The organism is Microcoleus sp. PH2017_05_CCC_O_A (assembly GCF_020738785.1).
Classification (GTDB): Bacteria; Cyanobacteriota; Cyanobacteriia; order Cyanobacteriales; family Microcoleaceae; genus Microcoleus.
Genome location: NZ_JAEQCB010000090.1, coordinates 1 through 21,665, shown reverse-complemented (window position 1 = coordinate 21,665; position 21,665 = coordinate 1). Strand labels below are relative to the sequence as shown.

General features: G+C 45.5%; 20 protein-coding genes. 15 read left to right on the top strand and 5 right to left on the bottom strand.

Annotated features, from left to right (window positions below):
- The first annotated feature begins 193 nt into the window (after nt 1-193).
- On the top strand, nt 194-1,084 hold the full coding sequence (locus tag JGK20_RS21095) for an alpha/beta fold hydrolase (RefSeq protein ID WP_293211374.1): 891 nt from the start codon (nt 194-196) through the stop codon (nt 1,082-1,084).
- Between the two features lie 297 nt (nt 1,085-1,381).
- On the opposite strand, the gene JGK20_RS34630 is transcribed toward JGK20_RS21095, so the two are convergent.
- Nucleotides 1,382-1,840, bottom strand: a complete 459-nt coding sequence (locus JGK20_RS34630) for an HAD hydrolase family protein (protein ID WP_366039264.1) — start codon at nt 1,838-1,840, stop codon at nt 1,382-1,384.
- Nucleotides 1,803-2,246, bottom strand: a complete 444-nt coding sequence (locus JGK20_RS34625) for an HAD family hydrolase (RefSeq protein WP_366039262.1) — start codon at nt 2,244-2,246, stop codon at nt 1,803-1,805. The genes JGK20_RS34630 and JGK20_RS34625 overlap by 38 nt, the downstream gene beginning before the upstream one ends.
- A gap of 299 nt (nt 2,247-2,545) precedes the next feature.
- On the opposite strand from JGK20_RS34625, the gene JGK20_RS21085 reads away from it, so the two are divergent.
- The 6 genes from JGK20_RS21085 (at nt 2,546) to JGK20_RS21060 (ending at nt 11,898) form a co-directional block, all read left to right on the top strand.
- Nucleotides 2,546-8,059 carry an ATP-binding sensor histidine kinase gene (locus JGK20_RS21085; protein ID WP_293185646.1) on the top strand — a complete coding sequence of 1,838 codons (5,514 nt, stop codon included), beginning with the start codon at nt 2,546-2,548 and terminating at the stop codon, nt 8,057-8,059.
- 47 nt (nt 8,060-8,106) lie between these two features.
- On the top strand, nt 8,107-9,519 hold the full coding sequence (locus JGK20_RS21080; RefSeq protein WP_293185645.1) for an adenylate/guanylate cyclase domain-containing protein: 1,413 nt from the start codon (nt 8,107-8,109) through the stop codon (nt 9,517-9,519).
- Between the two features lie 142 nt (nt 9,520-9,661).
- Nucleotides 9,662-10,795 (top strand): DUF5009 domain-containing protein, encoded by a 1,134-nt coding sequence (locus tag JGK20_RS21075; RefSeq protein WP_293232020.1) that lies wholly within the window; start codon nt 9,662-9,664, stop codon nt 10,793-10,795.
- A 110-nt stretch (nt 10,796-10,905) separates the two neighbouring features.
- Nucleotides 10,906-11,280, top strand: coding sequence for a hypothetical protein (locus tag JGK20_RS21070; protein ID WP_293185641.1), 375 nt, complete (start codon nt 10,906-10,908; stop codon nt 11,278-11,280).
- 17 nt (nt 11,281-11,297) lie between these two features.
- A complete protein-coding gene (locus JGK20_RS21065; RefSeq protein ID WP_293185639.1) occupies nt 11,298-11,633 on the top strand; it encodes a hypothetical protein in 336 nt (111 codons plus the stop codon).
- Between the two features lie 52 nt (nt 11,634-11,685).
- A complete protein-coding gene (locus JGK20_RS21060) occupies nt 11,686-11,898 on the top strand; it encodes a DUF2281 domain-containing protein (protein WP_293185637.1) in 213 nt (70 codons plus the stop codon).
- Nucleotides 11,899-11,905: 7 nt separating this feature from the next.
- Here the strand turns inward: JGK20_RS21060 and JGK20_RS21055 are convergent, their stop codons facing one another.
- Nucleotides 11,906-12,487, bottom strand: a complete 582-nt coding sequence (locus tag JGK20_RS21055) for a GNAT family N-acetyltransferase (protein ID WP_293185635.1) — start codon at nt 12,485-12,487, stop codon at nt 11,906-11,908.
- 380 nt (nt 12,488-12,867) lie between these two features.
- Here JGK20_RS21055 and JGK20_RS21050 point away from each other — a divergent pair, with 380 nt between their 5' ends.
- From JGK20_RS21050 to clpP, 3 genes are read left to right on the top strand one after another with little or no spacing between them, the layout of a single operon-like run.
- Nucleotides 12,868-13,089: a DUF433 domain-containing protein gene (locus JGK20_RS21050; RefSeq protein ID WP_293185633.1), complete on the top strand. Its 222-nt coding sequence runs from the start codon at nt 12,868-12,870 to the stop codon at nt 13,087-13,089.
- A gap of 9 nt (nt 13,090-13,098) precedes the next feature.
- Complete coding sequence (locus JGK20_RS21045; RefSeq protein WP_293190351.1) at nt 13,099-13,239, top strand: hypothetical protein; 141 nt, start codon at nt 13,099-13,101, stop codon at nt 13,237-13,239.
- Between the two features lie 36 nt (nt 13,240-13,275).
- Entirely contained in the window at nt 13,276-13,908 is a 633-nt protein-coding gene (gene clpP, locus JGK20_RS21040; protein ID WP_293149808.1) for an ATP-dependent Clp endopeptidase proteolytic subunit ClpP, read from the top strand.
- A gap of 565 nt (nt 13,909-14,473) precedes the next feature.
- Here clpP and JGK20_RS21035 read toward each other — a convergent pair.
- A complete protein-coding gene (locus JGK20_RS21035; RefSeq protein ID WP_293186337.1) occupies nt 14,474-15,493 on the bottom strand; it encodes a hypothetical protein in 1,020 nt (339 codons plus the stop codon).
- Nucleotides 15,494-16,003: 510 nt separating this feature from the next.
- Nucleotides 16,004-16,165: a hypothetical protein gene (locus JGK20_RS21030; RefSeq protein ID WP_293232018.1), complete on the bottom strand. Its 162-nt coding sequence runs from the start codon at nt 16,163-16,165 to the stop codon at nt 16,004-16,006.
- 209 nt (nt 16,166-16,374) lie between these two features.
- Between JGK20_RS21030 and JGK20_RS21025 the strand changes: the two genes are divergently transcribed.
- The 5 genes from JGK20_RS21025 to JGK20_RS21005 all read left to right on the top strand — a co-directional run bounded on the left by JGK20_RS21025 (nt 16,375) and on the right by JGK20_RS21005 (nt 21,513).
- Nucleotides 16,375-18,744, top strand: coding sequence for a ribonuclease R family protein (locus JGK20_RS21025; protein WP_293186356.1), 2,370 nt, complete (start codon nt 16,375-16,377; stop codon nt 18,742-18,744).
- Between the two features lie 333 nt (nt 18,745-19,077).
- A complete protein-coding gene (locus JGK20_RS21020) occupies nt 19,078-19,695 on the top strand; it encodes a flavin prenyltransferase UbiX (protein WP_293190357.1) in 618 nt (205 codons plus the stop codon).
- Nucleotides 19,659-19,829: a hypothetical protein gene (locus JGK20_RS21015; protein WP_293205858.1), complete on the top strand. Its 171-nt coding sequence runs from the start codon at nt 19,659-19,661 to the stop codon at nt 19,827-19,829. The genes JGK20_RS21020 and JGK20_RS21015 overlap by 37 nt, the downstream gene beginning before the upstream one ends.
- A 192-nt stretch (nt 19,830-20,021) precedes the next feature.
- Nucleotides 20,022-20,897, top strand: coding sequence for a LapA family protein (locus JGK20_RS21010; protein ID WP_293186343.1), 876 nt, complete (start codon nt 20,022-20,024; stop codon nt 20,895-20,897).
- Between the two features lie 22 nt (nt 20,898-20,919).
- Nucleotides 20,920-21,513 carry a shikimate kinase gene (locus tag JGK20_RS21005; protein WP_293232016.1) on the top strand — a complete coding sequence of 198 codons (594 nt, stop codon included), beginning with the start codon at nt 20,920-20,922 and terminating at the stop codon, nt 21,511-21,513.
- The last annotated feature ends 152 nt before the right edge of the window (nt 21,514-21,665 follow it).

Below are 21,665 nucleotides of genomic sequence, written 5' to 3'. Positions count from 1 at the left end.
ACCAATAACCAATCACCAATCACCAATCACAAATCACCAATCACCAATCACCAATCACCAATCACCAATCACCAATCACCAATCACCAATCATTAATCATTAATCATTAATAATTCATGACTACTGACTACTGACTACTGACTTCTTCCTTCTGCTATGATGAAAGTAGTTAACGAAACTTTACATAATAGCCGTGACTGCACAACAATTAGTATCTGCAACCAGCTTTGAAAAATTAATTTGGACTTGGAAAGGTCACAAAATCCAATATACCGTCCAAGGCACGGGCCGCCCTCTGATTTTGATTCATGGATTTGGGGCTTCGATCGGGCATTGGCGGCAAAATATCCCCGCACTCGCTGCCGGCGGCTACCGCGTATTTGCCCTGGACTTGTTGGGATTCGGGGCTTCCGCGAAACCGGCCCTCGATTACACCCTGGAATTGTGGGAAGAATTACTCACCGATTTCTGGGCAGATTTGGTACAGGAACCGGCGGTATTTGTCGGAAATTCGATCGGCGCATTGCTAAGTTTGATGGTAGTCGCCAACCATCCAGAAATCTCCGCCGGCGGTGTCTTAATCAACTGTGCCGGCGGACTCAACCACCGACCCGAAGAACTGAGTTTTCCCCTGGGATTAATCATGGGGACTTTTGCTAAATTAGTTCGATCGCCCATCATCGGCCCCTTTGTCTTCAACAACATCCGGCAAAAACACCGCATCCGCAACACCCTGCGCCAAGTCTACGGCAATCGGGAAGCCATTACCGACGAACTCGTAGAACTCCTCCACGCGCCCTCCTGCGAGCCCGGAGCTCAACAAGTATTTGCCTCGATTCTCACGGCCCCAGCAGGCCCTCAACCGTCGGAATTGCTGCCAAAGGTCGATCGTCCGTTATTGGTACTTTGGGGCGCAGATGACCCCTGGACGCCGATCGCCGGTAGCCAGATTTACCAAGAATTGGCCACCAACGGTAAACCCGTCAAATTTGTCTCAATTCCCAACACAGGCCACTGTCCCCACGACGAACGACCAAATGAGGTGAATACTCTGATTTTGGACTGGCTGGTTGAATTCAAGTAAATTTTTTCGGCTTGGATGGATGTGCAGGGCGATCGGCTAAACCCTTGCATTACAAAGGTTCTGCCTCGATCGCACGCACCCGCAGCAGACTCAAAAAAAAACTTTTGTTAAAAGTATTGACACAATGTACTGAGTTAGCTATATTAATGGACGTGTGAGGAGCGAACCAGAAGAAGCACCGAGACGAAACACGGCCAGTCGTCGGTGCTTTTTCTGTTGAAAGACATTTTTAAAATTATAGGGACACGGCAGTGCCGTGCCCCTATAATTTTGGGAAAATTATTATTGCTACAAATATCAGCGATCGCCCAAAACAAATTGTTCGATCGCCAACGCCACCCCATCTTCCTCCACATCCGGCGCCACCCAATTAGCAACAGCCTTCACCCCATCAGGAGCATTCCCCATCGCCACGCCCACACCCGCGTAGGAAATCATTTCTAGATCGTTAAAATTGTCGCCGATCGCCATCACATTCGCCGCCTGCAAACCCAAAATTTCCTCCGCCAAATACTTCACCGCATCTCCCTTATTCGCCAAAGGATGCGTCGCTTCAAAAAAAGTAGCAACGGATCGAGTTAAATAAAGCTCCGCAGGCGTGTAACGCTCGCGCATACTAATGAGCAAGCCGTCGAGTACCTCCGGATTCTGGCACAAAGCCAAGACTTTCGTCGGTTCCCCCGGAATATCTCGCCGCAAATCTTTAATTACATTTGGTTCAATACCCGAGGGTAGCTGTGGTAATTTCCGGTACATACAGTTTATCGTCAATGTAGAAATGGATCGACAGGAGCGATCGCAATTCCGGTACTTCAAAATGCTCTAACAATTGCAAAGCCCTTGGTATCGACAGCGGTAAGTGGCGCAGCCGCTTTTGACTCGCGACATCTTGAATCCACGCGCCCTGGTAGCAAATCAGCGGCAGAGTTGAGCCGATATGCGAGTGGAAACGCAAAGCAGACTGGTACATCCTGCCCGTAGCGACAGCTACTTTCACTCCCCGCGACTGGGCTGCCGAAATGGCCTGCTTGACAGGTTCTCGGATCTGATTTGACAAACCTGCGATCGTCCCGTCGATATCCACTACCAGTAGTTTAATGTCTGCGGTGCCCAAAGCGCGATCGGTCGCAGTAGCTGGATTTGAGGCAGTTATATTCTGCATGATTGTTTTGAGATTTTACCTGTTGATTTGCACGCACCAGTTTATTTTGGCACTGGCGCGATCGCAAAATACAATTTTTGATTTTTTGAATACTACAATATAGATAAGTATTACCTGAAGTCAGGACACGGCAGTGCCGTTTCCCTACGATTAATCTGGTGTAGAAATCAGGACACGGCAGTGCCGTTTTCCTACGATTAATCTGGTGTAGGGACTAAGGCCAAGCCGTCTCCTCTCTATCATTCCAGCCCAGCCGAAATTTATATAAAACTTCAATTTTTAAATCACTCCCAAACAGCATGATTACTATTCCAGGATACCGCATTGACGGAGAACTTTATACAAACCCCCACACAGTTATTTATCGAGGGATGCAGCTTGAAGAACAAAAACCAGTTATCCTGAAAACTCTCACACCGACCTACCCTACCCCAGCGCGAATAGCCCAACTCCTGCACGAAGCAGAAATCCTTAAAAATTTAAATTTACCAGGAATAGTCAAACTTTACAAGCTTGAAAAATACAATCACTTTCCTGTTTTAATTTTAGAAGATTTTGGTGGCATTTCCCTAAAAGATTTTCTCAGCACCAACCAGCTAGAGTTACAACAATTTCTCCAAATAGGCATAAAACTAGCAGAAACTCTCGGACAACTCCACGAAAATCACATCATTCACAAAGATATTAAACCCAGCAATATTATTGTCAATATCCAGACTGGGGATGTCAAAATTACTGATTTTGCGATCGCCTCCCTGCTACCAGGCGAAAACCCCACCCTGGCCCACCCCCATTTACTCGAAGGAACCCTCGCCTATCTGTCTCCCGAACAAACGGGACGCATGAATCGGGCGATCGACTACCGCACCGATTTTTATTCTTTAGGCGTCACTTTTTATGAAATGCTCTGCGGCGAATTGCCTTTTAATGCGATCGATCCGATGGAATTAGTGCACTGCCATATTGCTAAAACGCCCGTTTCTCCTGGCGAAAATAGAAAGCAGAAAGTCAAAGGCAGCATCAATCAAACAGAAAGCGACGAGATTCCTCTAGCCGTTGACGATATCGTAATGAAGCTATTAGCAAAAACTGCCGAAGACAGGTATAAAAGTGCTTTCGGACTTTTGTACGACTTGGAAAATTGTCTCGCTCAACTCCAAACAAGCGGCGCAATTTCTCACATCACCCTCGGCGAGCAAGATCGGTCAACTCACCTGCAAATTTCCCAAAAACTTTACGGACGAGAAGCCGAAGTTAATCTACTTCTCAATACGTTCGATCGCATGAAGCGAGGCTATACAGAAATCCTACTTATTTCCGGTTGTGCCGGCCTTGGCAAATCGTCGCTTGTCTATGAAATTTACCAACCCATACTCCGGGAAAATGGGTATTTTATTGACAGCAAATTTGAGAAATTCAAGCGCGATATTCCCTACGCTTTTTTGCTCCAAGCTTTTCAAGACTTGTTGCAGCAAATTCTCACAGAAACAGCCGCCAAAGTGCTAGTTTGGAAACAAAAAATTTTAAATGCTCTCGGTAGCAACTGCCAAGTAATTATTGAAGTTATTCCCGAAGTAGAACTGATTGTCGGGTCGCAGCCTTCTGTGCCAGATTTAGGATCGAATGAATCTCAAAATCGCTTTAATTTAGTATTTCAAAAATTCATCCGCATCTTTACTCAAAAAGCACACCCGCTGGTAATTTTTCTCGATGACTTGCAGTGGATTGATTCAGCCTCGCTCAAGTTAATCCAACTGCTAGCAACTGACATGGCCAGCCAATACTTATTAATAATCGGAGCCTATAGAGAATCAGAAGTAGATGCAAATCATCCCGTAATGCTAGCCGCAGAAACAATTAGGAAAGCAGGCGGGAATGTAAGTACGATCGCCCTTTTGCCTTTAGATATTAACAGCGTCAATCAACTCGTCGCGGATACTCTGAGCTGCGCCCCAGAAAAATCGCTACCTTTGGGACAATTACTGTTTCACAAAACCGGAGGAAATCCATTTTTTATAGCCCAATTGCTGAAGTCTCTTTACTCCCAAAAAATGCTACAATTTAAATTTGTAGCCTCTGAAAATTCGGTCGATCGAGCCGAACCTCACTTGTCTGACTTTGCCGAACAAATCCCAGAACAAGCTGTGAAAAAATGCAAAATCACAGGCGAGTGGCAGTGGGACATTGAGCAAATACAAGAAATAGGAATAACTGACAATGTTGTGGAATTAATGATAGACAACATTCAGAAACTTTCAGGTAATACGCAGGAACTGCTAACATTAGCCGCTTGTATAGGCAACAAATTTGATTTAGCAATTCTCTCCCAAATCAGCGAACAACCTCTGACTTCCGCAGCAACACACCTCTGGGAAGCAGTTCAGTCCGGTCTGATTTTGCCCGTGAATAACGCTTACAAAATTCCGATCGCACTAGCAGCAAGCACAGGGTTAACAGACCAAATATCTAGAGACGTTACAGATGAATTGTCCCTACCAGTTGCTGATGCTGGTAGCGCAACTTATAAATTTTTGCACGAGCGAGTTCAGCAAGCAGCTTACGCTTTAATATCCGAATCTCAGAAACAAGAAATTCATCTCAAAATCGGCAGATTCTTGCTGCAAAACGCGCATCCAGAGCAATTAGAAAACCATATTTTCGATTTAGTCAACCAACTAAATGCAGCCCAACCAATCATCAGCAGTGAATTAGAAAAACTTCATTTATGTAAATTAAATTTAATGGCGGGCCGCAAAGCAAAAGCCAGTGCAGCTTATGAACTCGCTGTCAAATATTTGGCCGCAGGTATTGCATTGCTTCCCATGCAAAGTTGGCAAACCGACTACGACTTGACTCTTGCACTCTACGAGTCAGCAGCAGAAGCAGCTTACCTCAATACCGATTTTGAACAAATGGAAAAATGGGCAAAAATTGTCTTGCAATACGCCAAAAATGAACTAGACAAAATCAAAGTTTTTGAAATCCGAATCACAGCTTGTGCGATGCAAACCAAACTGCAAGAAGCGGTAACAATTGGTCGGGAATCACTCACAATGTTAGGAATAAACTTTCCAAAATCGCCAACTCCCCTCCACATTCAGCAAGCACTTACCAAAACCTCAGCTTATTTAACAGGAAAAAAGATAGAAGATTTAATTGACTTGCCTATGATGACCGAGCCGCGTAAATTAGCAACTATGCGCGTCCTTTCCAGTATGTTGTCGGCTACCTCGATTGTTGAACCCATACTGTTGCCGTTGATTGTCTGCGAGCAAGTTAATTTATCTATAAACTACGGAAACTCTGCTTTTTCTGCCTTCGGTTATGCTAATTACGGAGCAATTTTAAAAGGAATAGTTAGAGACATTGAATCGGGCGAGCGATTTGGTCAATTAGCATTAAATTTGATCGCTCGGCTAAATGCTTTAGAATTCAAAAGCAAGACTCTTAATTTAGTTGCCTTCATTTTGATGCACGGCAAACATCACGTTAAAGATACTTTACCTCTGTTAGAAGAAGCCTATCAAAGCGCGCTCGAAAATGGTGATTTAGAATCGGTTGGATATTCTGCCGTAAATATTTGTCAGTCCTTGTATTTTATTGGTCAAGAATTGCCGCAACTGGAACGAAAAATGGTAAATTACAACCATTTGCTATTTCAACTAAAGCAAGAAACGGTATTGACTTGGAATCAAATATATTGGCAAACAGTTTTGCAATTGATGGGGAAAATGGAAAGCCCCGACATTTTATTACGTGAAGCTTACAGCGAAAAAACATTATTGCCGCTGCTGTTGAAAGTTAACGATCGAGTGGGACTTCAAACTTTTTACTTACAGAAATTAATATTAGCCTATTTATTTGGCAATGTCGAGCTGGCGCTAGAAAATGCAGCGCAAGCCGAAGTTTATTTAGACGGAGTTGTGGGGTTTATTAATGTTCCTGAATACCATTTTTATGATTCTCTAGCCCGACTCGCAGCATATCCATCGGCAACAAAAGAGGTACAAGAAGAGCATCTTTTTTACGCAAACACCAACCTAAAAAAAATGCAAAAAAAAGCACTTTCTGCGCCGATGAACCTCCAGCACAAATGTGACTTGATTGCCGCTGAAAAAGCTCGAATATTGGGAGATATTGTGAGAGCAATGGAATATTACGACTCCGCCATTGCCGGAGCGCAAACAAACGGATACATACAGGTACAAGCACTAGCAGCAGAATTGGCAGGAGCATTTTATTTATCGATTGGACGAGAAAGAATTGCGAAAACTTACTTGACAGAAGCGCGTTATTGCTATCAGCGCTGGGGAGCTAAAGCGAAAGTAGCGCATTTAGAATCAAAATACTCGCAGTTGCTGACTTCACCCTCGATTTCAACGAATATCGAAACTCACAAATCTACGAGTAGCGCTTGCACTACGAGCGACGGTGCAGGCGTACTAGACTTGACAACAGCAGTAAAAGCATCGCAAACCTTAGCGGGCGAAATAGTTCTAGACAAACTGCTGGCAAAACTGATGAAAATTGTTATTGAAAATGCCGGGGGACAAAAAGGCTTTTTAATACTAGAAAAATCTGGTCAATGGGTGATTGAAGCATCAGGCTCTGTGGATGTCGAGCGGGTTAATGTAATGCAATCAATTCCGATAGATTTTGTATGTGAAGATCGAGAAGTAACTTTGCTGGCAGTTTCTGTTGTCAACTACGTCGCCCGTACCCAGGAAAGTATAGTTTTAAATGATGCCACCCGCGAAGGACAATTTACTCGCGCACCTTATATAATTGCGGTTCAACCTAAATCAATTCTTTGCACTCCCTTAATCCATCAAGGCAAACTCAGTGGCATTTTATATTTAGAAAACAATCTGACTACAGGCGCTTTTACGCCAGACAGGTTGGAACTATTAAAACTGCTGTCTTCTCAAATTTCTATCTCGATTGAAAACGCCCAACTTTACATGAACTTGCAGCAATTCAATCAGAATCTTGAAAACTTAGTTCAGCAGCGTACCTGCGAATTGTCCCAAACTTTAGAAGACTTAAAATCGGCTCAAAATAAACTGGTAGAAGCGGAAAAAATGGCTGCTCTCGGAGGGTTGGTTGCAGGTGTCGCCCACGAAATAAATACTCCCATCGGCGTAGGTATCACTGCCGCCTCGCTACTGGCTGAAAAAGTCACCAAATTTTTGGATCTTTACAGCAAGGGACAAATTAAACGATCGGAGCTAGAAAAATTCCTGGATACGGCGCTGCAAAGCAGTAATATGATCTTATCCAACCTCACGCGGGCGGCAGATTTGATTCACAGTTTTAAAGAAGTGGCTGTAGATCAGTCGAGCGAATTAAAACGCACGTTTAACGTGAAAAACTATCTAGAGGAGATTTTGACATCCTTAAGCGCCAAACTCAGAAGAACTAAGCACAAAGTAGAGATTAAGTGCGATGAAAATATTGTACTGGACAGTTACCCCGGTGTGTTCTCTCAAATTGTGACAAATCTGGTGTTGAATTCCCTAATTCACGCTTACGATGGAGAAAATGGGGGGATTCTGGCGTTTGATTTGAAACTAGAGGGCGATCGGCTAATATTTGAATATGCCGATAACGGCAAAGGAATTACCCCAGAAAATCTCAGTAAAATTTTTGAACCATTCTTTACGACAAAAAGAGGTCAGGGCGGCACAGGATTGGGACTGCACATTATTTACAACCTTGTCACGCAAAAACTAAAAGGCAGAATTCGCTGCGAAAGTCAAGTACAAAAAGGCACAAAATTTATGATAGAATTTCCTGTTATAAGAAGAAATTAGTTATTATACTGTCAGTTTTAATATAATTCTATTTAGGAGAACGATAAATGTCAGAAGCTAGTAAAAATGTGTTGGCTGCGGGCGATGACGAATTAATAGTGGCGGGCGACGATGAATTAATATTTGCCGACGAAGACGAGACGGAAGACAAGCCGATCGCAGGCAGTTGGAAAATATTGATTGTAGACGATGAAATAGAAATTCATAATATTACAAAACTCGCTTTAAATGAATTTATATTTGAAAACAAAGCGATCGCATTTATCAGCGCTTACTCAGGTAAAGAAGCCAAAGAAATAATCGAAGCCCATCCAGACATAGCCTTGATTTTACTCGATGTAGTCATGGAAACAGAAGAGGCAGGCTTGGAAGTAGTAAAGTACATCCGCGATATTTTAGAGAATCAAGTAGTACGGATTATTTTGCGTACCGGACAGCCAGGACAAGTGCCAGAAGATGTAGTAATTGTCAGCTACGATATTAATGATTACAAAACAAAAACAGAACTAACAAACAAAAAGTTATTTACCACGGTAGTGACAGCACTCAGAGCATTTCGCGCCCTGACTCAAATTGAAGCCAGCAAAAGTGAACTAGAAAAAATAGCAGCAGCGTCAGCGCGCTTTGTACCCAAAGAATTTTTGAAATTCCTCCAAAGAGAAAGCATAGTTGATGCCAGATTGGGAGACTCTGTACAGGCAGAAATGACGATTATGTTTGCTGATATTCGTTCATTTACAAGTTTGTCAGAGAGTATGTCTCCCCGAGAAAATTTTGAATTTCTCAACTCTTACTTAAGCCGAGTTGGCCCAGTTATCCGCCAGTACAACGGTTTTATAGATAAATATATTGGCGACGGGATTATGGCTTTGTTTCCTAACTGTGCTGAAGATGCTGTGCAAGCGGGAATAGAGATGCAGCAGCAAGTTAAAATTTATAACAAACACAGACAAAATTGTGGATACAAACCTATTTCTATAGGGATTGGCTTGCATACTGGAACTTTAATGTTGGGTACTATTGGCGAGGCGGAACGGATGGAAAGTACAGTCATTTCTGATGCTGTAAATTTAGCCTCTAGGGTGGAAGGATTGACAAAGCTTTATGGAGTTGGTATTGTTGCTAGCGTTCAGACTTTGTGCCGGATTGACGACCCCCAACATTATAAGTGCCGATTTCTCGATCGCGTTCAAGTAAAAGGAAAACAAGCGCCGGTGGCTGTGTTTGAGATTTATGACGGTGATTCGGATATGATGATCGAACTAAAAGGAAAAACCCAAACTGATTTTGAACAGGGCATTTTTTTTCACTACCAGCAGCAATTCGCGCAAGCGAGGCAAATGTTTATGCGTGTCTTGCAAGTGAACAAGTATGATAAGGCTGCATTGTTTTATGCAGAACGCTGCGATATGTTGATGAAGAATGCACTGATTATGACTCTGGAAGGGATAGAGATATAGGGCATGGGGCATGGGGCATGGGGCATGGGGCATGGGGCATGGGGCATGGGGAATTGGGCCGAAAAGAATTAGGAAATGGGCATCAGCTAAGACAGTGAACAGTGAACAGTGAACAGTGAACAGTGAACAAATAACTTAATTTATGCGATTAAAATCTCTTGATGTTTTTCGCGGAATTGCGATCGCCTCAATGATTCTAGTGAACAACCCCGGCAGTTGGAAACAGGTGTATCCGCCGCTAGATCACGCAGAATGGCACGGGTGCACCCCGACAGACTTGGTATTTCCCTTTTTTCTGTTCATCGTTGGCTGTGCGATGTCCTTCTCGCTGTCAAAATATACTGAAACTACTACAAAAATAGAAACAAATATTTATTGGCGAATTGCGCGGCGGGCGGCGATTTTATTTGTATTAGGATTGCTGCTAAATACATCTTCGATCGCCCTTGACGTACTTTTGAACGGCGCCCCAGTGGAAAATTTCGGTAAAATCAGGATTATGGGAGTATTGCAGCGCATCGGTTTAGCGTATGCAATTAGTGCGATCGCGATTCTGAACCTTTCCCCCCGCAATCAAAAACTGCTCGCTGTTGCGGTGCTTTTAGGCTATTGGGGCGTATTATTCGTATTTGCTGTAGGGGGGTACACTGAATACGCACTGACGCCAGAGGGATATGTGGGTGGATATGTCGATCGGCTAATTCTGGGTAGCCAACACCTCTACAAAGGCGGCCCCTTCGATCCTGAAGGACTGTTGAGTACGTTACCAGCAGTTGTCACAGTTTTGTCTGGCTATTTTACAGGGGAATGGCTGCGCGTGCAGCCAATCAAAACCCGGACGAGTTTAAATTTAGTAATTAGTGGATTGTGTTGCTTAGTAATTGGTCATTTGTGGGGATTTTTATTTCCGATCAACAAACAATTGTGGACGAGTTCCTATGTAGTTTTTACCGCTGGTTGGGCTTTGCTTTTGCTAGCAGCTTGCTACGAAACAATAGAAGTGCGAAAGTGGAAATGGGGATGGCCGTTTGAAATCATGGGATTGAATGCAATTTTCTTGTTTGTGGCCTCTGGTATTGTCGCTAGACTTTTGTTAAAAACTCATATCGGCATTGGTAAAACTGCTCCAACAACTTACACTTGGATTTATGAAAACTGGTTTGTGCCTTGGGCTGGGCCGTTGAATGGTTCTCTGGCTTTTGCAGTGACGGCGGTATTGTGTTGGTGGTTGATTTTGTATGGAATGTACCGTCGAGGTTGGGTGATTAAAATTTGAATTGTGGCTTGTTAAACAAGTGAGTTCGTTGATAAGTTGTGAACAACGAGTCTTGACAGTCAAAAGCTGTTTGTAGTATAATAGTTGTATATTTTTTTACGGTTTTTAACGTGGATATTCTAATTGAGTCAACAAGGGAATTTGAGAAAGATATTGCGCTGCTAAATGAAGATGAGAAAGCCGCAGTAATTCAAAAAATTAATTATTGTGCCAGCCTTTTTCCTACTCAAAAATCAAATGTGTATCGCAAGCTGCGTCGTCTCCCGCTATCGTCAGACCTGAATGGTTACGAGTCTTCGCTTTATACGCTACGAATTTCTCAAAAACTAAGAGTGGTTTTGGCGGTTGACGAAGACCCTATTTTTGGGCAAGCTATTTTTACTCTTTTTCGAGCAGTTCTACACGACGAACTCGATCGAGCATATAACGATGTAGCAGAGTCTTTGTATCAAGACCTACTTCAGGGCGATCGAGAAACTGCCTAGATATCATCAGCTTGGTTATGGCACAAAATCTTACTCTATGCGATGAATATGGCATTATTTACGAAGCTATGAAAATTTTGCCAGATGATGAGCTAAAGATTAGTTTTCTGGAAGCTTTAGCAGAACTTGAAGACCAGGAATGTCACAGAACGAGACAATTTCCCAAAACGAGACTGCATAAAGTTAAAGGTGTGAAGCAGGCAGTTTATCGCGCTGATATTGATAAAGTCTCAGGCTGGCGCATCCACGTTCAGTACGTCAATGGACAGATTCATCTTAAGGATATTATTGAAGGGCAAAGACACGACAATGTAATTGAGGTGATAAAATCCAAGAAGTCACGCTACCAGTAACTCTCAATTTTACCAAAATGTTTTTACTGAAGACAGCTAAGGAGAAGAAACAATGATACAGCCAGTGATTTTAGAAAAATTAGAAGAACTACCAGAGTCTTTTCAGACAGAGGTGCTTCATTACATCGAGTTTTTGATTGAGAAGTACGCTCAAAAATCTCCTCAAGAAAAACCACCGAAAAAGCGTCGTGTTGCAGGAACGATGGAAGGTATGATTATCATGGCAGATGATTTCGATGAGCCGCTTGAGGAAACGATCGACTAAAAAACCCTCAAAGGACTGCTCCATCTAGTTGTTGTACCCCTGGAACACACCAATCGTTTCGCAAAATTGCCCACAATGCCACGTCCTCAAACATCCCCCATTTTCGTACTCGTTGGCGCAGCATCCCTTCGTACACAAGCCCATTTTTTCGCAAAACTTGCCCGGAACTTGGATTTCTAATCATGTGGTAAGCGTAGAGTCGATTGAGTTCTAATTCTTCAAATCCAAATCGCAGCACTGGTTTTAAGGCTTCGCTCATATATCCCTGTCCCCACGCTTCAACGGCCAACCAAAAACTCAATTCAGCCTGAGAATGCTCTCGTTCAATGTCTCGAATTTCAATGATTCCGTTAAACTTCTTTTCAAATCTCTGCTCCATGACAAAGGTGACAGAATGCCCCGCTTCAAACTCAGCCTTTTGTCGAGCAATGTATCGCTCAGCTTCGCCATCGGGATAGGGATGAGGAATTGAAATCATGGTGTCAGCAATCTGACGAACACTAGCAGCAGCCTGGATTGAGGATAAATCTGCGCTAATGAGCGGACGCAAAATTAATCGATCTGTCAGTAGTTTAAATTGAGCGCTCATGAAACTATCCAACTGTGACTCTTTTCTGTTATGGCACCCATTTGGGATCTGTTCTTAAAATATCAGGCCCAGGGTCAATCCGTCTTAACTAAATACCATTTATAAAAAGTCTTGTTACACAACAATTTTTTGGGTTGTTTGTTGAACGATTGTGTAAGGTGCGTCGCGATCGAGATTGTCGCTCTTTTCTTAGGGATTTTCGATCGCGACACACCCTACGAATACTTGACTGCGGACCGATCGACTAAAATCGATATATAGCCTTTCTCACATTCACGAGGTACAAGTCTTGACCTGAAAAGCTTTACGCTGTAAAGGTTCCAACATATCTTGGCATACCTCATCTTTCTGAAAAAGGCTATATTCAAAATACGTAAGCGATGATGAACCCCAGATTACCTATACCGATCGTTCATAGCGACCCCGACATTTTAGGCGGAACTCCTGTCTTTATCGGCACTCGCGTCCCGATGAAGACTTTGCTTGATTATCTCGAAGCTGGTGATTCGCTCAACGAGTTTCTCGACCATTTCCCTAGTGTCAGCCGCGAACAAGCGATCGTACTTCTCGCCACGATCCGATCGCCGCACAACAACATTTAACATTGATTGATGTCCGCTTCCTCAAGATCGATCGCCCGCCCGATCGGAAATCCGATCGCCCGCCCGACACATTTTCCACAAATTAACAGCCCAACCCTGCCAAACTCAACGATTTTAGCGATTTGCCGATCGCCCGCCAGCGCACCCTAACTATAAATGAGCCCAAATCGTTAAAATAAAAAAAAGATACGTAATAGGCAGGCCCGTTCAATGATCCCAACAGTTATAGAACAATCCGGTCGCGGCGAACGCGCCTTTGACATTTACTCGCGACTCCTGCGCGATCGCATCGTCTTCTTGGGCCAACAGGTTGACTCCGACTTAGCCAACCTGATCGTAGCCCAATTGCTATTTTTAGACGCCGAAGACCCGGAGAAAGATATTTACCTCTATATCAACTCCCCCGGCGGATCGGTAACAGCAGGTATGGGCATTTTTGACACGATGAACCACATCCGCCCCGACATTTGCACTATTTGTCTTGGTTTGGCCGCCAGCATGGGCGCTTTTCTGCTGAGTGCGGGCGCTAAAGGCAAGCGGATGAGTTTGCCTCACTCCCGGATTATGATCCACCAACCTCTGGGCGGAGCTCAAGGACAAGCTACCGATATTGAAATTCAGGCGAAAGAGATTTTGTACCACAAACAGCGCCTGAATCAATTTTTGGCAGATCATACCGGTCAGCCGCTTTCCCGCATTGAAGAAGATACCGAACGCGATTTCTTTATGTCGGCTGAAGAAGCAAAGGACTATGGTTTGGTCGATCAAGTGATCGATCGCCGTCCTTCTGCTAGCCGCCCGATCGCTGCTGTGGCGTAAATAGTCCTAGACGCACGGGTAGTCAGAAACCGGGTTTTTTGCGAAAATCCTTCGTTGTAATCCACAGATTAAGTAAAAAACCCGGTTTCTTTGGCCGGAAGCATCTCAGCTTTGCAAAAAGCATTTTTTTTTATAGTGCGAGCTGTCGCGAGCTCGCGTATTCTACAACTCGCGAGCGGGGACGCTCGTTGTAATCCACAGATTAAGTAAAAAACCCGGTTTCTTTGGCCGGAAGCATCTCAGCTTTGCAAAAAGCATTTTTTTTTATAGTGCTGTCCCCGCTCGCGTATTCTACAACTCGCGAGCGGGGACAGCACTATAAATGCCAAACTGAGATGCCCCCCCTTTGGCCTCAATTCGTCCAGAACTGGTAAATTAAAAATTAAAAATGGAGAATATTTCCCTGTTTTTAATTTTTATTTTTTATGAACCGCTCAATTACTGTTAATAAAAACAGTTTATAGTGATTCACTAAAGTCCGCAAGAAAGAAGGACTGAAGTCCTCACTACAAACCTGCAAGAAAGAAGGACTAAAGTCCTCACTACAAACCTATTTTCCTGATTGTTAAGGTAAAGATTCGAGATATTGCAGGAAGTCGAACAATTCTTCTCTATTTAAGAAATGTCGTGCTTCTTTGCCGTAACCTTGTTTGAGATAATCTTTTCCTTGGTTGGCTGTCCATCCCAATCTCTTGATTTCTTCGGTGGTTCTGCTGTAGATTTCTAGATATTCTAGGAAATCTGCCAACTGTTCGCTAGCAAGTTCTCTCTGCGATGACTTGCCATAATTTTGTTCGAGACAGTCGGTTTCCTGTTTTTTTGTCCATCGCAGCCGTTTGAGAATTGCGTCTATTTGGGCGATCGTATCAGAATCATCTTCGATCGCATCGCTGGGAATTCCTACCGCGATCGGTTGCAATTCCCGGACTTCGGCCGCACCTTGCGACAGTTCGCTTTGGCTAGTATTTGGCACTTCCAATTCTGGAAGCGGTTCGCCGTAGCTGGAAGACAGCCAAGCGTCCGAGTCTAACTGCTTCGGTACAAATCCCACCGCCGGAGGTAAATCGACTGTTGGCGGCAAAGGTTCCGCTACAGGTGCGATCGTCGGCTCTGCATTTAATTTGGTTTCCCTATTGACAAAATTGCTTTGATGTGGTATGTCAATTTTGTCTGGAACAGGCATTTCTAAAACCGGAAGCGGAGCAAGGGCTGGCCCAACGGGAACGGGAACGGGAACAACAGGAGGGGGGGCTACGGGAACGGGAACAACCGGAGCCGGAGCCGGAACGGGAACAACAGCAACCGGAGCCGGAACGGGAACAGCAGCAACCGAAGCCGGAGCCGGAGCCGGAACGGGAACAGCAGCAACCGGAGCCGGAGCAGCAGCAAATGCGAGGACAGCAATCGCTCGCGATCGGGCGCGGTCTTCAGCATCCTCAACAGACTCAGCAGCGGACATACCAGTAGCGAGAGTTTTGCCGTCAACCTGAACCAGACAGCGAACCACAAACTTACCGTGATGAATAGTCAGCAACTCACAGATCAACTGTCCAGCGGGATAAAGGGCGCGAAATTCAGCAAACATAATTTTTTGACCCCGAAACCAGAAGGGGCTGATGACTTAAGTTTAGTACAACCCAGAGAAAACATTTTTCTGAAAGCACATATTCAACATACAATAAATGTAAGGTGAATCATCCGCGCAACCTTTCACGCGACTAAACCCTATCCCACATCCGGCGGTTTAAGCTAACAAGCACCGGGGGTCATTTCTACCTATAGGAGATGACACAGCAACTAGGCAAAAGTAGTAAAAGTCTCCGGTTTTGTGTACCTTGCACTTTCTACAGCACAGATTGCTCCCTACCCTGAATTGCACCTCCGTCCGCAAGGGCAGAGTGCTTGCAAAAACAGGGGTATCGCAGCGGCGAGCTACTAGCAATTTTGCCTTGAGACGGTAAAATCTTTGGCTTTAGCACAAGGCAAGAGGCACTTCAAAAAGCAGAAGAAAGCAGGAAAAAGGCAGAAGGAAAAAGGCAGGAGGCCCAAATGCAAATTTTCTCCCTCTGCATCTCTCCATCTCCCGATCCAGGACTCAACCCGTCGCTTTCAGCATCGAGTCATCTTTTAAGAACCGACAGGGGCTTTCTACTTCGCGAAGAGCTCGGCGCTGCAAGCCAAAAGCAAAGGAACCAACGCTAAAAAATTGTATTGGGGAATAGGGTATGGGGTATTTGTCTGCACCATCATCTGTCATTTGCTGACAGACAGCAGACAATTAGCGACTGCTGGTGTGGGGAAATAATCTGAAAAAATCCCCGCGCACGGGTAGCACCGACTGTGCTGGTATCTCCACCTACTAACCCGCGCATTTGTTGGGAAGCAGGCACAGCGAGGGCAAGAGAGGGTGCGGCTGATTTCGCCAAAATTAGACTAATTGCTGGAAACAAGAGGATCGATCGCTACATGGAATTTTCTATCGCTGCACTGCTGGCAAATTTTACAGAAGACAAATTAGTGGCTCCCAAAGCACTAGAAAAAAAACTCGACTGCAATGATGAAACCAGTCAACTCAAACTTCAAATCGCATTAGAAGCTCTAGAGAAAATTGGCATATTAGTCAAAGACAAAGGCCGCTATCGTCGAGTAGCTGAAGATGACGTGGTAGAAGCAAAACTGCGCTGTTCGAGCAAAGGATTTTGCTTTGCGATTCAAGACGCTGAAGGCTCAGAAGACGTTTATGTGCGGGAAAGTCACCTCTCGACTGCTTGGAATGGCGATCGAGTTTTAGTGAAAATTATCAAAGAAGGTAGCCGCCGCCGATCGCCCGAAGGCGAAGTTATGCTCATCCTCGAACGCGCTAACCCCTCGGTACTGGCGCGAGTCAAGCAAACCGCCACCCCCACCGGCCGCGTCAGCTACAGAGCAATTCCCCTGGACGATCGCCTGTTGTTTGAACTAGACTTGCTCGCCAACGGTACAAATCTCCAAGAGGCGATCGACCATTTAGTACACGTCGAAGTCAAACGCTATCCCCTGGGAACCCACCGCCCAGTCGGGAAAGTAGTACAGGTACTCGGTTCCGACGCCGAAGCCGCCGATGACCTCGACATCGTATGCTGCAAGCACGACTTGCCGCGCTCCTTCCCCGCAGCCGTCATCAAAGCAGCCGAAAATTTGCCCAGCAAAGTCAAAAAAACCGACATCAAAAAACGGCTAGATTTGCGGAACATCTTGACTGTTACCTTCAGCAGAAATGAACCGATAGAAACCAACGGCGAAAATGATGCCCCGAAAACTCAGCAGGAAAGTTTCTCAGACGACGCAACCGAAAACGAGTTTGACCCGACCTCATTCCTCTCAGATCCGCCAATAGAACACGCATTGTCGATCGAAAGTCTGAAGTCCGGCGGCTGGCAAGTTGGAATCCACGTCACCGACGCCGCCGAGTACGTACAGCCCGAAACTCCCCTAGATCGCGAAGCCCGCAAACGAGGCACAGCAGCCCATTTGGGAGAAAAAATCATCGCCGTAGTGCCAGAACTCCTCAACGAGCGCTGCTCCCTGCTGCTAGACACCGAACGGCTGGCATTCAGCATCATGCTCACCCTAGACGAATCAGGAGAACTCCTAGAATACGAAATTCAAACCAGCGTCATTCACATTGACTACCAGCTAACCTACGAGCAAGCTCAAGCAATTATCGAACCAGGCTCCGATGCCGAAGATCCCGCTTTATCCTCCGCCCTCCGTCCTTTCCTCGCTCAAATCTCCGCAGCCTCAAAGGCTGCCAGACAGGCGAGGCTCAAGCGGGGAGCTTTTGAACTAAATTTGCCAGATGCTAACTCTCACTTCGACGACGAAGGCGAATTAGGAGCTTTTGCAACGGCTCCCGCCGCCCAGTCGGCTGTCTCGGAGTTGGTCGTACTTGCCAACGAAGCTGTCGCCACTCACCTGCAAGCCTTGGGAGTCCCAGCAATCTACCGCGTCCAACCGATGCCAGATCCGGCAGACATTCAAGAGTTCATCAAACTCTCCAACAACCTCGGAGGCGAACTGTATCTCGAAAACGAGGAAGAAGTTCTGCCCTTTGACTTCCAGCGATTTACCCAACAGTTTGCCGGCCTCAAGTCCGAAAGAGTTCTCACCTACCTGCTCGAAGACACGATGAAGCCCGCTGTTTACAGCACAACTCCCAAGCCGCACTTCGGTTTGGCCCTGTCAGATGGCTACACGCGCTGCACTTCGCCGCTTTCCCGCTACGCCGATTTGCTGGTGCTGCGGGTGTTGCACGCTGTGTTAGAGCAAGGCCGCAGCAGCCGCACAACTCGTGCGAAAGAAAAAGTCAACCTGCACCATTCCTCCTGTCACGGTCAAATTACTTGGAATGTCCTGCCGCCAGACTTGCACCACGAGTTTGAGACAGAGTTTGCAGCGGCGGTGGTACACCTGACGGAACGCGAAAGGGTTGCTGAGGATGCCGAAAGCGATTTGCAGGGATTGAAGAAAACTGGATTGATGAAAGAGCGCACCGGTCAAACTTTCCAGGGTTTGATTACAGGGGTGCAGTCTTACGGTTTCTTTGTGGAAATTGAGGTGCGGCCGCCGGAAAGTGAACTTTTGCGAGTTGAAGGGTTGGTGCACGTTTCTTCGCTGAAGGATGATTGGTATGAATATCGATCGCGCCAGCAAACTCTAGTTGGTCGCAAAAACCGCAATCAGTACCGTTTGGGCGATCGGGTAGAAGTTCAAGTCAAAAGCGTTGACTACTACCGCCAACAAATTGACTTAGTTGCAGTTGGTGGTGGCAGCCAAGCTTTTGATGATGAGGAATAGTCAGGTGACAGTTGACAGTTGACAGTTGACAGTTGACAGTTGACAGTTGATTTTCCTCAATACTTAGTTGTCATTGTCTAGCAACTAAGTATTGATAAATTGGGAGCAAACTATAGTCATAAATCATCCAAAAATAATTAACAACAGTCAACAGTCAACGGGAGCATCTCAGTTTTGATTTTATAGTGCTGTCCCCGCTCGCGATCTATCCAACTCGCGAGCTCTTAAGCTCGCACTGTGAAGAAATTGCTTTTTTGCAAAAGGTGAGATGCTCCCACAGTCAACTAATAACTAACAAATAACAACTAACAAATAACAACTAACAAATAACAAATGACAAATAACTACCCGCTGATTGTAGGAGTGACTGGAGCATCGGGACTGATTTACGCCGTGCGGACTTTAAAATATCTGTTGGAAGCCGATCGCGCCGTCGAACTGGTAGCATCAAAATCTACCTACATAGTTTGGCAAAGCGAACAGAACATCCGAATGCCCGCAGAACCGACTTTGCAAGAAGAATTCTGGCGAGAACAAGCAGGAGTACCCAATTCTGGCAAACTCCGGTGTCATCCCTGGCAAGATGTTGGTGCTAATATTGCTAGCGGATCGTTTCGCACCGAAGGGATGATGATTATTCCCTGTAGCATGAGTACACTAGGCAAGTTGGCGGCTGGCTTGAGCTCGGATTTACTCGAAAGAGCGGCCGACGTTCAGCTCAAGGAAGGGCGAAAATTGGTACTTGTACCTAGAGAAACCCCTTTTAGCTTGATTCACCTGCGGAATTTGACTACCTTAGCAGAAGCTGGAGCTAGAATTGTGCCAGCGATTCCTGCTTGGTATCACAATCCGCAAACTATTGAAGATTTGGTAGACTTTGTTGTGGCTCGGGCTTTAGATCAGTTGGGGGTTGATTGCGTTCCTCTCAAACGCTGGAAGGAAGAAGAGTAGTCAGTTGGCAGTTGGCAGTTGGCAGTTGGCAGTTGATAGTTGATAGTTGGCAGTTGGCAGTTGGCAGTTGGCAGTTGATAGTTGATAGTTGGCAGTTGGCAGTTGGCAGTTGGCAGTTGATAGTTGATAGTTGATAGTTGACAATAATCAATAATCAATAACCAATAACCATTACCAATTACCAATTACCAATTACCAACCATTACCCATTACCCATTACCCATTACCCATTACCCATTACCCATTACCCATTACCCATTACCCATTACCCATTACCCATTACCCATTACCCATTACCAATTACCCATTACCAATTAAAATTTGATATGCGTCCTGTATTATTGCTCGTGATTGTGGTAGGGCTAACTATTTTTGCCTTACAAAATGTGGAGCCGGCATTATCGCTGGTATTTTTGGGAATTCGATCGCCCGCTTTACCCTTATCTATCTGGATTTTGCTCAGCATGGGGACGGGAGTTGTCACGTCTTTATTGATTTCTGCTTTGCTTTCCTTTTCAAATTACCTATCTCAAACACGAACTCCCAGCGGGCGCAACATTCGCAGCCGTGAGGCTGTCTCAGCAGACAGGAGAACAGCTTACGCGCCTCCTCCTCCTCCCAGAAAACAGGAGATTGACCCCGATTTTGAGACAGAAAATAGCCAAACTTCCGATCGAACTGAGTACGGGACACCGGCAGGCTACACTCCGCAGACTTTCCAACCAGAAACTCCAAACCCTGCTGTTGCCAAGAATTACAATCAACCGACAATTATTCAAGCCGCAGATGATGAAGATGATTGGGTTTCAGATGGCTCAAAATCGGTCTCTGGCGGCAGCGATGATGATTGGGGGGACGATCGCGATTTTGCCGATCGACCGCAGGTAAATGACGTTCCAGCAGCAAATCCGAGGGCTTACGAATCGAAGCAGGAACCAAAAAGCAAGTCTTGGGCTGGCTCAGTATACTCCTATGGCTATCGAGATCCCAGCAAGTCGGGGGTGGGACAAACAGAGTCTGTCTACGATGCAGAGTATCGAGTGCTGGTTCCCCCGCAAGATCCCATACCTCCAGGGGGTGGCGCCCAAGTACCCCAAAATCCTAGTGCAGACACAGAGGATGATTGGGGATTGGATGAGGATGATGTCTTTGATGAGGACGACTCACGTCCCAGCGACGGCCCGATTAACCTGAAAAAATAGCAAAATATTGGAGGATTTGGCGGTGGATTTGTTGAGGGGAGTTAATATCTATCTCGTCGGGATGATGGGTGTGGGCAAAACCACGGTGGGGCGGATTTTGGCAAGGGAATTAAAATACCGTTTTTTTGATACGGATGAACTAATTGTGCGAGTTGCTAATCAGTCAATTGCTGAGATTTTCGATCGCGAAGGCGAAGAGGCTTTTCGGGAATTAGAAACGAAAGTGCTCGGCGAATTGGCTGCTTATCAAAATTCGATCGTGGCTACGGGCGGCGGTATTGTTGCCCGATCGACAAATTGGGGTTACTTGCATTACGGTATCGTGGTGTGGCTGGATGTACCTGTAGACCAATTATACGATCGACTGCGATCGGACAGCACTCGGCCCCTACTGCGGCAGGGAGACCTCAAATCTAAGCTGCAAAGCCTTTTGAGCGAACGAGAGCGTTTCTACGCTCAAGCAGATGTCCGAGTTGGCATTTCCGGAGGCGAAAGGCCTGAAGAAGTTGCGCGTCGGGCGATCGAGGAAATCAAAAAAGTTCTAGAGGAAGGAAGAAGGAAGAAGGAAGAAGGAAGAGGGAAGTCGGAAGAAGAAAGCAACGGTTTCGACAATTAAAAACGTCCTAACCCTCTGGCTCGGTTGCTCGATCGGATCTAAAACAGAGTCTGAGGGAGCACCACAGAATGATTGATCCTATAATGACCCAAAGATAATTTCAGTGTGCAGCGTATCTTATGTCTCTAAAATCTATCATGAAACTGACCGAA

What these genes read in the sequence shown, in the direction of transcription:
- JGK20_RS21080 (WP_293185645.1), top strand. Translation starts at nt 8,107, where the DNA reads ATGTCAGAAGCTAGTAAAAATGTGTTGGCTGCGGGCGATGACGAATTA.
- JGK20_RS21020 (WP_293190357.1), top strand. Translation starts at nt 19,078, where the DNA reads ATGACAAATAACTACCCGCTGATTGTAGGAGTGACTGGAGCATCGGGA.
- JGK20_RS21010 (WP_293186343.1), top strand. Translation starts at nt 20,022, where the DNA reads ATGCGTCCTGTATTATTGCTCGTGATTGTGGTAGGGCTAACTATTTTT.
- JGK20_RS34625 (WP_366039262.1), bottom strand. Translation starts at nt 2,246, where the DNA reads ATGCAGAATATAACTGCCTCAAATCCAGCTACTGCGACCGATCGCGCT.
- JGK20_RS21060 (WP_293185637.1), top strand. Translation starts at nt 11,686, where the DNA reads ATGATACAGCCAGTGATTTTAGAAAAATTAGAAGAACTACCAGAGTCT.
- JGK20_RS21055 (WP_293185635.1), bottom strand. Translation starts at nt 12,487, where the DNA reads ATGAGCGCTCAATTTAAACTACTGACAGATCGATTAATTTTGCGTCCG.
- JGK20_RS34630 (WP_366039264.1), bottom strand. Translation starts at nt 1,840, where the DNA reads ATGTACCGGAAATTACCACAGCTACCCTCGGGTATTGAACCAAATGTA.
- JGK20_RS21025 (WP_293186356.1), top strand. Translation starts at nt 16,375, where the DNA reads ATGGAATTTTCTATCGCTGCACTGCTGGCAAATTTTACAGAAGACAAA.
- JGK20_RS21075 (WP_293232020.1), top strand. Translation starts at nt 9,662, where the DNA reads ATGCGATTAAAATCTCTTGATGTTTTTCGCGGAATTGCGATCGCCTCA.
- JGK20_RS21030 (WP_293232018.1), bottom strand. Translation starts at nt 16,165, where the DNA reads ATGACAGATGATGGTGCAGACAAATACCCCATACCCTATTCCCCAATA.
- JGK20_RS21035 (WP_293186337.1), bottom strand. Translation starts at nt 15,493, where the DNA reads ATGTTTGCTGAATTTCGCGCCCTTTATCCCGCTGGACAGTTGATCTGT.
- JGK20_RS21050 (WP_293185633.1), top strand. Translation starts at nt 12,868, where the DNA reads ATGATGAACCCCAGATTACCTATACCGATCGTTCATAGCGACCCCGAC.
- JGK20_RS21085 (WP_293185646.1), top strand. Translation starts at nt 2,546, where the DNA reads ATGATTACTATTCCAGGATACCGCATTGACGGAGAACTTTATACAAAC.
- JGK20_RS21045 (WP_293190351.1), top strand. Translation starts at nt 13,099, where the DNA reads ATGTCCGCTTCCTCAAGATCGATCGCCCGCCCGATCGGAAATCCGATC.
- JGK20_RS21065 (WP_293185639.1), top strand. Translation starts at nt 11,298, where the DNA reads ATGGCACAAAATCTTACTCTATGCGATGAATATGGCATTATTTACGAA.